The organism is Aquimarina sp. MMG016 (assembly GCF_018100805.1).
Lineage (GTDB): Bacteria > Bacteroidota > Bacteroidia > Flavobacteriales > Flavobacteriaceae > Aquimarina.
Window position 1 is genome coordinate 1 of the sequence record NZ_JAGJEA010000001.1, and the last position, 12,994, is coordinate 12,994.

Genomic DNA, 12,994 nt, shown 5'->3' on the forward strand with positions numbered 1-12,994 from the left:
TACTGTATAGGTATAGACACCTGCACCTGCGAGTGTCGGAGTCCAGGTTCCACCAGTATCGGCTCCACTTAAGGAAGCATTTAGTTGTGCTAAGGTCACTGTGTCTCCTGCACAAATAGCAAAGTCTGTTGTTGTTCCTGCTTCGGGTGGTATCTGTACTGTGATTGCTACAACATTGGTTTCCAGAGAACAGGAAACGCCATTCAATGTATTTGTATCTATACGTTTGAACCAAGTGTCTTGTGTAACAGTAGGGCTGTCATAGGTTGCGCTAGTTGCTCCTGTAATATTAGCAAAGTCGGTTGCTGTAGCACTTGTGGTACTGCTCTGCCATTGATAGGTTACCGTACCAGAATCCACGCTGGTTACAGTATTGACAGTAAAAGCTACTGGATCATCGATGGCACAAACATTTTGGTCTCCGGCAATAACACCAACATTAATTTGACAATTATCCCTAAAAGATAAATCACTATCCAGGGGCACTGGAGTTGGGGCAGCATCACTATCAAAATCTCCAAAACTGGATTGTAAATTGGCAATATCTCCTGTCGTTACTTTATCATTAACATCCCAATTTGTGGTATTATCTACAGTATCAAAAAGATTATCAATACCATCCCCATCATCATCTGTAAATGTGACAATGGCATTGTCGGGATCTCCATTCTCTGCGATGTCTAATACCGTATCATCATCTGTATCTGTATCTAAATAATCAGGCAGATCTTCCGTTGCATTGTTATCGGTGTCTACAGGATCAAGTCCAGGATTACCTCCATTGGTGGTTAAATAAGCATTGTTTACACCACTATTTGTAATGTATTGCGCTGGAGTGGTTACTGTTGGTGCTATATAGTCTGTTGTGGTTTGTGCTTCTACATTATCGGGGATTCCGTCATTGTCTGAATCTAAGTCTAAACTATCTGTAATTTGATCTCCATCTGTATCTTTTAAGATACAAATCTCCCCAAGCATAATTCCGAAAGGGTTATTCGCACCACCACCGCCATTGGTATCTATAAAATCGAAAGTGAATGTTAACTCTGTAAATGGCAAGTTACTTACAAATTTTAACAAACCACTTGTACTGGCATCGGCTCCACCTAGATCTGCGGAAAAAACACCACTATTAAAGTTTGTTGACACACCTGTACTTGTATCGGTATGAGTAATCGATAAATTTCCACCACCATTAATAGCAAAATTTCTAAGAGCTTCTTCTCCGTCAACATTGTTGTTTACAAAACTTAGATCTAATATTATCGCATTCACAGGAGCAGAAAAAGTCATTCGATAATCTCTATCAATAGTACCATTAGATGTTCCAAAACGATACCCTAAACCGACATCATTAGTTACAAGATTATCTGTTAGGTTTTCTAAAGTTACAGTAGAACCATCTGTAGCAGTATATACTTGAGGATCTCCAGAACCTGACGCTATTGTTGTGGTAACAATTGTTCTATTGATATCACAATTATCTTCTTCAGTATCCAAAATTCCATCGTTATCATCATCTACATCTGTTACATCTGGAATATTGTCTCCATCTGTATCTATAAAAGAAGTAGCAATCGAGAACAAAGCATTATTGGCAAAATCTACATCTACTTCCCAAAGATCTCCTGAAACGTTTGTTAAAGCCGTTGGTGTTTCATCCGAAAGCTCACCATCATCATTGGTATCTACTACAATAAAATAAGCTGTTCCGCTTATCAAATTTGGTACATCAAAATCACCATCTGCTACATCAAATTGAACTTTTACTGCACCTACTGCTCCGGCCTCTTTAACTTTCCAAGTTCTGGTAAGTACTTGATAGTTTTCTGGTGCACCAGTTGCAGTCCAAGTAACTGCTCCATTATCATTACCCCAGTATAGATGTTCTTGATCGTTGGTAAATGCCGTAGTATTCGCAGCATTTGTGGTTTCGATAGCACTTAATCCCATCGCAATAATTGCATCTGTATTATTGGATTTGGATTGACGCTGGTCTTGACAAGATTGATCATCTCTTCCAATACCTGCGATGTCGTTAGCATAGGTGGCATCTATTCCATCAGTATCAAATAAAGTGACATCATCACTAGCTACATAATCATGGGATAATGTGATTCCGTGTTTTTGAGCTAAATAAGTAGCTACTTTGATATTGTCTGCTTCAGAAAGTACCTGACCATACACAATCATTTCTGCAAGGCTTCCTATAAAAGGAGATTCTGAGGTATTATCTGTTTTATGTCGATACCCCAGAGACATAGCACTTAAAACAGTTTCTAATTCTCCTGTAAAAGTAGCCGTATTTGCCTGAGTACCGTTTCTATAATTTATTAGTGTCCAATTAAAGCTGCCACTGTCATTTCTACTGGCCACAATGAGTGTGGGTTCTGTGACATCCAAACCACCTGTTAATGCATTATCTGCACCTCCTGCTGCAGCAGAATTAACTTGGTCCGTTTGACCATCTACCGTAATAGAAGGGTTTGTACCCGCTGTCGGTAAAGTTAAATCTGCTTCTTGAGACCATACAACGCCTGCGGGAGTTCCTTGTACTACTAACCATATTGTATATAGGTTATTCGGATCTAAAACAGATTTGGTAGCTTCGTATAAACCTTGTGTTCCATCAAAAGAAACCGTTGGGTTATAGTTCCAAAGATTGGTTGTTGTATTATATGTAGGCCCAGATGTAATTCCTGTTGCCAAACCAGTATTGACAAAATCAACCCCAGCACCAGATTGGTCTGCCCAATTGGTTACTTCACCGGCTGTATCGGTTACATCTTTTGAGGCTTTGATCCATAATTTGATACTGGATGCAACTCCACCTGGAGAGATAGAAGTACCTAAAGCGTAAGACCCTGAAATTCCGTCTATGAAAGCTTCGTATACATAAGTTGTAGCACTAATTTCTGTAGCAACTCTTGCATTAAGTCGTGGTTGTTGTGTTTGATCGACACCTGCACCCGGCGTTGCGCCATTCGCTAATTTGAATAAGGATAAGGATTCCAAGAATTCTAAGTCTGGAACACTAGGCTTATTAGCTGCCGTTTTTAGGGCTACTAATTCGGCTTGTGTTAGATAAAATCGCACATTGGCGCCACTATTGGCTCCTGTATTGGTAATTTCCCATCTACGAGTGAGGTATACAAAAGGACTGTTGTCAATATTTGTAGGATCAATAGTGGTTGTTACAGTTACATCGCCCAAAATATCGGTATCCGTATCGCTTAATCCATCTTGTATGGCTACCTGTGGAAGACGTGTTTCAAAATTAACTAAATCTGTACGATCAGCGCCATCCATCACATAAATAAATCCTTGTTTATTGTTGAAAGGATAAGTTTCTGTAGCGCCATCTGCGGCTAAGGTTTTACCAGTTACCGATGGTATCTTTATTGGTGTGATTTCACCAATACCTGAACCTACATTAAAACTCCCTGGGCAGTCAAAATATTCAAAATTGATTACCTCAATGTCATCTGTGGCAGATGGTTCAAGGTCAAAAACACCGGTAGTGGGGTCTCCTACACTTAATATTTCGAATTCGGTAGATATGCCTACAACATCGAGTGTTGCGCGATATGGTCCTGTGTCATTTCCTGTAATCGAATAATTTATTAGCGCATCATCTCCTAAGTTAATGTGTATATCTGCAGGATCTGTAAGATCTATGGTTGCTGGTGTTGAAGCTGCGGTAAAATCCCAGGCAGTTGGGGTAGGCGGTGCCGCTGCAGCACCTGCTAGCCCATTATAAGTACTTACGTCATTCGTTTTGAACGGTACTCCTGTAGCTTGTACATCTACAATGTTGAGATTACAGATAAAGATATTACCTCCAGTTGCTTTCACAAAATTGTGTAAGCTTCCATTGATGGAAGAATTTAAATTTAAAAACTTTGATAAATCACCATTCTTTTCCAGGTTTCCTTCTTCTAAAAAAGTAGTGGTATTACCCGCTATAAATTCATGATTAACATCCGTTGACAAATTAAATTTATTCACGGTGAAACTATCAAAAAAATTCCCCGTACCCACTACATCTAAATTTTCTAGGAACGTATTTTCACCATAAAAATTTATGACTCGTGCAGTACTACCATCACTGGGATTAATGTTTACAGAATTATAGGTAAGTCCATCCCCATAAAAATTATTTTCTCCTATAAGTGCCGTAATATTTATGATGGAGTTTTCGCCATCAAACTCTAGTGGGGATGTTTGTGCATTTTGTATGATCCAGCTTGTCCTTGGTGAACCATTATTACCAGCGACTGTCAATTCCACTCCTGTGATATTTATAGTACTATTTTTTATGATCAATTTTCTGGCATCTGTAGTTCTTGAAAAAAAGCTGTTGATGGTAAGATCATTTTCATTGGTGTTTAGCTCACCATTATCTAACTGTATGTTAGCGTCTCCATTCCAATCACTTTGTAGAATACTAACGCCGTTTTGGAAGGTTACCAAACCACCTACATCTTTTCCTCTGGTATCAATACGAGTGGTATCGGCTCCATTAAAATTAGTAGCACCACCCCATGCGGTAGTCATGGCATCTGCAAGATTTAGATTGGCTTTGATATCCAGAACTCCTGTAGACGCTACTTCAAAATTCATATTTGCTGGGATGGCATCTGCACCAGTATTGACCCATGTAATACTTTTTACGGCCTGTGAGTCATCTAATAGCACATTCACTAAGCTACCATTACCAGATTGATTATCAAACACTACGCTGTCTTGTGCTTTGGGCACACAGCCTGCCGCTGTAGCTTGACCATTGGTATCGGCCTTATTTAATGCCCAATATTTTGGATTGTTCCAATTGCCAGAATAGCTATTGTCATCGGGATTAGGACGCCAGTAATATACATTGGATACGATGCCTCCCAAATCAATATTATTAGTATTTCCGGCATCGGTAGCCTCTTGACCATCTAGATCTAGAGGATTGGTATCACCAACATAGTTCAGGTCGCTAATAGTAGCGAATTGAAAATCGGCATTACCTTGTGGTACATCTAGATCTATTTGGGCTCCTGTTTTGCTTCTTATTATAGGTCCATCTCCACAAGAGGTGCCTTTAGCTTCAATTTCGTTTGCTGTAATGTTTCCTAAAAACTGATGGGTATTTCCTGCAGAAAGGGTTAGTTTACCCGCTACTGTAGTAACTGTTGCACCATTATTACTTGTTGCTCCATCAAAAGATCCATTAAACACCGCATCTCCCGTAGAAACAAAATTACTCTGAAAAAATTCTATAGTCGCCGTAGGTTCTGTTTGTGTAAAATCAGGAAATAATGAACTTCCCCTAAAATGAATGATTGTACCCGGATTAGTGGAGTAATAATGAGAGTCGGCATCAGAAATTATATTAATACCAGAACCAGTTATAGCTGTAGATGAACCTTCATTATAGAGATTGGCATTTTCCATATTAATAGTACCTGCATCTCTGATGCCCAATCGGGTTCTAAAAGAATTTTGATTACCACCAATATCGTATACTCTACTATTGTTTCGCCCCATACTTCGTATATACCCCACATATACTTCATCAGAAAGTTGTCGATATGTTACATTATTATCTGGCCAAAATAAAAATACATTAGGCATATTACGGTTGTCCGCGCCACTCTGGAAATCAAACAAGCCTTCCACAGCATCTCTTAAATTCAATATTTGATCATAACTAATATCCTCAACCATATTTTTATCTAAGGTCAAATCTCCCCAAAGATCTAAACTAGCCACGCCTGTCCAATCAATAGCAATCTGGTCCAAACCTTGCCAAGTCATATTTCTACAAATCGCTGCTGCATCAATATTCATGGCTTGTCCATCAGCATTAAAAGAATTGGCATCAAAAAACACATCATCTGCCTGACTTGGTAAACAATCTGATAAGGGATCTAATGGTGTTCCGCCAGAAGTATTGGACCAGTTGGTAAGCGTGTTCCAATCGCCAGAGTTTCCGATCCAATAATAGTTTTTGGTAATAGGGCCTACAATATCCCAGTTATCATTACCGCCATTATCAAAACTACCTGTAACCGTAATTGGGGGAGCTGCTGCAACTCCTGCTATAAAAGCATCAGAGTTAGAAAGACTCAATCTTTCTAAGGTCGGTCTTGTATCAAAGTCTAAATTAACTAATGAAAAAGAATGCGTGAGACAACCATCTCCAGTTATGGTTAGATTATCCACTCTGGCTGTTGCTGCTCCACCGATACCGGTTCTTTGAGAGAGACTCCCGTATTTTAAAGAAAGGTTCCCAATATCAACAGGCGCGCTATTCCTTACATTAATTCCACCCGTTTCTATATCTTCAAAAAAGGCATCATTTTCTTCATCAAGCCAAAGCGATATCACATTTTCTGAGCGTATCTTTTTTATAGAAAGCGTAGGTGTTGCTCCTGTGGTTCCCATTCTAATACTCCCATTCCCACCAGTAGTAGGTAAATCAAATAAAAACTCGGGATTACCAGAGAGTGTGGCAAACTCACCAATAATACCAACACCGTTTCCTGTTCTAAAATTAAGGATGGCATTGTCAAATAGGATGTTTTTACCTAAATTTCCCTCGTTAGACAAGAAAGCATTCAAAGTTATGCTTTGGCTGTTAAAATCTAATGTACCATTGGTTAAAATAATGTCATCTAAAATTTGTGCAGGTGATTGAAAGATCCAACTAGCTCCTATACCATCAAATTCAAGATCTGCTCCGATACTTTGATTCTGAAAATCTACAAGATTCCCTGTGCTTGTACCTGTCATTACAATCCTATTCGTCAGTATTACATTTAATACCGAACCCGGAGCTTCTGGTAAAAAGATCAAATCACCAAATACAGAAAGCTCACCTCCTCCATTCAATATAATGGATGTAGCATTCCCATCGCCTTCAAATAACAACGACTTACAGTTGACGTCAGAATCTACCAAAATGGTATACGCAGCAGCATTGGGAAAACTACCATTATTAAAATGTACATCCACAGCACCACTGGGAGCAGATACTGCCGGAGTTGCAGGACCCAAGGCAGGATCGGTTGTACTCCAATTAGGACCCTCAGACCAATTATTGTTATTGGCTCCTGTCCACCAGAGGTCCGTTTGGGCATTTCCTTGTAGGGTATATAAAGAAATTGCAAGAAAAAATAGTATTGGTCGCATTAAAAATTGGGTATTGATTTTCATAGCATTTAGTATTTGATAAAAGTAGAATGTGTAGATATTGTTCTGTCTAAAGAACCAATACCTATCCTATATTTAGAAATGAAAGAAGCTATTGTCTTTTTACAATAGCGAAAGAAAGTATAAACATGATTTATAAAAGAACCTTTCGAAGTTTTTAAAATGAAGTATCGATCCGTAAAAAACCTACGCTTTTCCGTAAAAAGAGCATTAAAATTCTTATATTTCGAAATTGGGAATAAAATTAAACAATTGTTAAAATTTTGAAAGAAGAAGATCTTCACCGTAAAAAGTAAAAATTTATCTTTCGTACAATTAACAAGCTCATCACATATAGATATGCGCATAAGGGTTGATTTATTTATAAATTAATCGTTATTCAGGCCCTGCTTTTGTTGTCTCGCCAAAGTCACACAATTGCGGGGTTGTTTTTTAATAGTATATATTAATCATATAATTAAAGTGTATACCTGTTAAAAAGACTTTCGAAATTGGATACTAAAATATAATCATACTTAATTTAGTTTGATAGTGTTCAAACTGTATATGGAAGAATCCATAATAAAGTAGGTTCATCATTTTTTCAATCCGTCGCTAGGAGTAATTATCCTTTAAAAAAACAACTCTATAATAGAGGAATGTAATTGGGGTAAAGTAATTTCTTTCAATAATTTTCTTTTCTAAATCTATCTAATAATTACTACTGATTAGCTTCTTAAGATTTTATTAACATTGTAAATATAAGTATAAATTCCCCATTACAAAAAAGTTTAAAACACATATTTAATGTGGTAAAACAGTAATTTATACAGGTACTTTAGACAATCCTATTGATTATTATTGGAACCACTGGAGCATAATTAGGTAAGGTTTGTACTTTATTTGTATCTCAATAAAATGAGATTTAGTAAAAAGTATTGATTTACTTACCACCTAACATCTTTGCTAATTTCTGCATCGGAAAATTACTTCAATGTTTTGATAAATATTTGTATGAATGAAATAGTAATTTTAAGTAAAAAGTATTGAATAGGTACTCCATAACAGAGTACCCATTTGCCGTACCCTTTTGTAGGTATATATAGGTGTTTGTGTACTCCAAAATCATAAAAGCTTAATAAACCAAGGGTTGTGAAATTAAGAAATTCGGTTCATAGCCCGAAGGTCACAGGTTCGTTATTATTTAAATATACTAGTAAAAAAACAATAATAACTATGTAAAACAGACTTTTTGTAAATCAATTGGTTTTGAGAGAATTAAGTTAGAACTGCGATCCAAAAGTTCGATAAAGGGCCGGTTGGCGCTAATAATGTATCCTTTTCTTATAATTATTCTGAATCTGCTATTCAAAACCATTCTTAGATTTAGAATGATTTATCTGAACATCAGCGATTACATATAGAGCATCTCGGATACGTTCAACTTGCTCATCGGTAAGATTTTCTTTACCAGATCTTTCTAAAACTTTTCTACAATAGGCTATACTCAACTTCTTTTTCACAAAGTGACCTCTGAAAGGATTCAAACCCCTTATATTACTAAAAATCAATTAATTAAATTTTATTTTGTTAAATTAAGATTTAAACAAATTTCACAAAAATTCATTTAAAATACTGATTATCAGAAACTAAATAAAAAAAAGGGCAAGTGAAAATTTCACTTGTCCTCTCGAGTGACCGCGAAGGGATTCAAACCCCCAACCCTCAGAGCCGAAATCTGATGCGCTATTCAGTTGCGCCACACGGCCGGTTTATAATATATTATTTATAGACCTGTCAGGTTTTAGAAACCTGACAGGTCTTATATTCTATGATAATTTACTTTTTACAATTGTAGAAATCGTTTTTCCATCAGCTTTACCAGCTAATTGTCCAGATGCCATACCCATAACCTTACCCATATCTTTCATTCCTGCAGCACCGGTTTTAGCAATGATATCTGCAACTACTGCTTCAATCTCTTCCTCGCTCATTTGCTCCGGCAAAAACTGCTCGATTACTTTAGCTTGATCTAATTCTGGTTGTGCAAGATCATCTCGACCTTGTTCTGTAAATATAGTAGCACTATCTTTACGTTGTTTCACCAGTTTTTGTAATAGTTTTAGCTCTTGATCTTCTGTAAGTTCTTCTTTTGCCCCACTTTCTGTCTGAGCCAACAAAATAGCTGATTTTATAGCTCTTAACGATGTTAAAGCATTGGTGTCTTTTGCTTTCATTGCCTCCTTCATTGAGGTCATCACTTTTTGCTGTAAACTCATAATTAATAGATTTTAATCTTTGGATTGCGAAGATAAAAAATAAACCGATAATCTTAGTTTAGATTATCGGTTTATACAATTATTTTATGGTTTCTGGCTTTATGCCAAAAAACTAATCCACATTATCATGAAGGAACGAATTGTTTTTTCGCAATTGTATATCATCATTACTATCAGTACCTATAGATGTTCTAGATAAACCAGAATCTTCTGGTTTAGCATCTACATCTATTCCCGCACGTTTATAAGCCGGTTCTTTTTCGATATCATCGATATTAGAATTATTTCTGAACTTATAGTTGAACTCCTTCATTTTAGCACGTCTTTCTGCCGCTCTAGCTTTTAGCGTTTCTGAAATAGGCTGATTTAATGGATCAACATCTGCTTCAGGTGTCTCTTCTTCTGGAGTCGGAGCAATTGTTTTCTTTTCGAAAACAATCTCTTCTTCTTCCTCCATCACTTCTGCTGATTTAGCTTCGGTAAGCCTTTTTTCTTCTTCCATATAATCTTCCAGACTATATTTACGAACACCTCCTGAAACAGTTTCGCCTGTTGGAATAACCTCTATAGGATCATTAACTTCTACATCCAGGATATCTTCGGTTAAATCAAAAATAATCGGCTTCTCTTCCTCTTCTTCCTGAATTGGAGTTATGTTCTGCGAAGCAACTTCTTCAGACACATCCTGAGCATCATTTACTGGCATATCGAAAGCTAAAGTAAACTGATCTTCCTCTTCTTTCTTTTTAGCCGCATTTGCAGCTTCAACCTCCTCAGCATCTTTTACTTCAATCTCTTTAATGATATCTTGAGCATTAATAATCACGAAATCATTTTCCGGAACAACAGGATTTACTACTTCGTATTCTACATCAATATTCTTTAAAAAATCAGTTGTCGGAATCAATAGTGACTCTTCAACATTAACTTCTTCGTCATCTTCAATCAATTCATGCTTAATGATTTTAGGCTCTTCTTTTATCTCCTCTTTCTTAGGTATTGGAGTTAATATTGGAGTCACTTTTCCAGTAGATTTAGGAATCAAATCATGAGTAGCAGCTTTCTGCTCATCCTCAAGAGTATGAATGATTTTTTTTGTTTCCGTATTAACGATTTCATCTTGTTGTTCTACGTCAAACCCAGTTGCAATAACAGTCACAGAAATAGCATCTTCTAAAGCCTCATCCTCTCCAACACCCATGATGATATTAGCCCCGTGTCCTGCTTCTTGCTGGATATGGTCATTAATCTCACCAATCTCATCGATAGTAATCTCTTCTTTACCAGAAACAATAAGTAACAATACATTTTTAGCACCGGTAATCTTATTGTCATTAAGCAATGGAGAATCCAACGCCTTAACAATTGCATCGTGAGCTCGTTTAGCACCAGAGGCATTAGCAGAACCCATGATTGCTGTACCGCTATTACTAAGAACTGTCTTAGCATCACGTAAGTCAATATTTTGTGTATAGTGATGTGTAATAACTTCGGCTATACCACGAGAAGCAGTAGCAAGTACCTCATCGGCTTTAGAGAAACCAGCTTTAAAACCGAGGTTACCATAAACTTCTCTTAGTTTGTTATTATTGATAACCACCAAAGAATCCACATGAGCACGCAACTTTTCTACACCCAATTGTGCTTGCTCATTACGCATTTTTCCTTCAAACTGGAATGGAATCGTTACAATACCTACAGTAAGAATATCTAATTCTCTTGCCATTTTAGCAATAATAGGTGCTGCTCCGGTACCGGTTCCCCCTCCCATACCTGCAGTTATAAATACCATTTTTGTATTGGTATCCAACATTGTTTTGATCTCCTCATAACTTTCTACAGCAGATTGCTCTCCGACTTCGGGATTAGCTCCTGCTCCTAAGCCTTCTGTTAAAGATACTCCCAATTGTATCTTATTAGGTATAGGACTGTTTTCTAATGCTTGTGCATCAGTATTACAGATTACAAAATCAACTCCTTTGATTCCTTGCTGGAACATGTGATTGATAGCATTACTACCTCCGCCACCAACACCAATTACTTTGATCACATTTGATTGATTTTTGGGTAAATCAAACGAAATATTCTCGAACTCTTCGTTATTACTCATAATTGCTAATTTTCTGGTTCTCTTACTTTTATTCTTTTATATATCCCCCTATCAAAACTATTCGGCATTATCCAGGAATTCTTTGAACTTCTCAGTCCACTTTTCTAGGATATTTCTCCTTGGTTTTGCATTAACTTCCCTTCTTACTTCTTCATCCACCACCTCATCGACGTCGATATCATTACTAACCTCCTGGTGTTTCAGTTGATTTTCTGCGGTAGTATCTTTAACAGCTACTTTTTTCTGCTTTTGCATATATGCCAAACTATCCATTACCAATCCAACTGCCGTAGCATACATCGGACTTGTAGTTTCAGAATCACTATTTCCTGCTAAATGTTCATTTGGATATCCTATACGTGTATCCATCCCAGTGATATATTCTACCAATTGTTTAAGGTGCTTCAGCTGAGCTCCTCCACCTGTTAAAACAATCCCGGCAATCAGCTTTTTCTTTGGTGACTCGTGCCCATAATTTTTAATTTCTAAAAAAACTTGTTCTACAATCTCTACTACTCGAGCGTGAATAATTTTAGACAAATTCTTTAGTGTAATTTCCTTTGGTTCTCTTCCTCTTAGTCCAGGGATAGAAACAATTTCATTATCCTTATTTTCTCCTGGCCAGGCAGAACCGAATTTAATTTTTAGCAATTCAGCTTGCTTTTCGATAATAGAACATCCTTCTTTAATATCTTCGGTAATTACATTTCCTCCGAAAGGAATTACAGCAGTATGACGGATAATTCCATCCTTAAAAATTGCTAAATCTGTAGTACCTCCACCTATATCAATTAATGCTACCCCTGCTTCTTTTTCTTCCTGACTTAATACTGCATTGGCAGAAGCTAAAGGTTCCAGAGTAACATCAGACAGCTCTAATCCTGAGCTTTTGACACATCTTCCGATATTACGAATAGAAGTAACTTGCCCTACTACTACATGGAAATTCGCTTCTAACCTTCCTCCATACATCCCAACAGGTTCTTTAATTTCGGCCTGACCATCAACTTTATATTCCTGAGGTAATACATGTAATATTTCTTCTCCTGGCAACATCACCAGTTTATGTACCTGATTACATAGTTTATCGATATCATCTTCATCAATAACGGCATCTGCATTAGGTCTTGTGATATAATCACTATGTTGTAAACTTCTGATATGCTGCCCTGCAATACCCACGGTAACATCATTAATTTTTAGTCCTGAAACACTTTCGGCTTCCTGAACAGCCTGTTGAATAGACTGTATCGTTTGTGTAATATTATTTACCACTCCACGGTGTACTCCTAAACTTTTGGATTTACCAACACCCAGCACTTCCATCTTGCCATATTCATTATACCTGCCGACCATAGCAACAATCTTAGTTGTTCCTATATCTAATCCTACCGCTATATCATTTACTTCTGGTTTCATATTG

4 protein-coding genes, 1 tRNA gene and 1 pseudogene are annotated in these 12,994 nt (G+C 37.1%); all 6 read right to left on the reverse strand.

Features of this window, described 5'->3' with window-relative positions:
- Nucleotides 1–7,206 (reverse strand): annotated as a pseudogene (locus J8M14_RS00005) (hypothetical protein); the annotation flags it as partial.
- A gap of 1,340 nt (nucleotides 7,207–8,546) precedes the next feature.
- The gene (locus tag J8M14_RS00010) at nucleotides 8,547–8,729 is read right to left on the reverse strand and encodes a hypothetical protein (RefSeq protein ID WP_211072292.1); all 183 of its coding nucleotides are present in this window, start codon (nucleotides 8,727–8,729) and stop codon (nucleotides 8,547–8,549) included.
- A gap of 148 nt (nucleotides 8,730–8,877) precedes the next feature.
- A tRNA-Arg gene (locus J8M14_RS00015) sits at nucleotides 8,878–8,951 on the reverse strand.
- A gap of 60 nt (nucleotides 8,952–9,011) precedes the next feature.
- Nucleotides 9,012–9,461, reverse strand: a complete 450-nt coding sequence (locus J8M14_RS00020; protein ID WP_211072293.1) for a GatB/YqeY domain-containing protein — start codon at nucleotides 9,459–9,461, stop codon at nucleotides 9,012–9,014.
- A 112-nt stretch (nucleotides 9,462–9,573) separates the two neighbouring features.
- Nucleotides 9,574–11,571 (reverse strand): cell division protein FtsZ, encoded by a 1,998-nt coding sequence (gene ftsZ, locus J8M14_RS00025; RefSeq protein ID WP_211072294.1) that lies wholly within the window; start codon nucleotides 11,569–11,571, stop codon nucleotides 9,574–9,576.
- Nucleotides 11,572–11,628: 57 nt separating this feature from the next.
- Nucleotides 11,629–12,990: a cell division protein FtsA gene (gene ftsA / locus J8M14_RS00030; protein ID WP_211072295.1), complete on the reverse strand. Its 1,362-nt coding sequence runs from the start codon at nucleotides 12,988–12,990 to the stop codon at nucleotides 11,629–11,631.
- Nucleotides 12,991–12,994: the final 4 nt, after the last annotated feature.

Excerpts from the sequence above, each read along its gene's own strand:
- J8M14_RS00020 (WP_211072293.1), bottom strand. The coding sequence starts at position 9,461 with ATGAGTTTACAGCAAAAAGTGATGACCTCAATGAAGGAGGCAATGAAA.
- ftsZ (WP_211072294.1), bottom strand. The coding sequence starts at position 11,571 with ATGAGTAATAACGAAGAGTTCGAGAATATTTCGTTTGATTTACCCAAA.
- ftsA (WP_211072295.1), bottom strand. The coding sequence starts at position 12,990 with ATGAAACCAGAAGTAAATGATATAGCGGTAGGATTAGATATAGGAACA.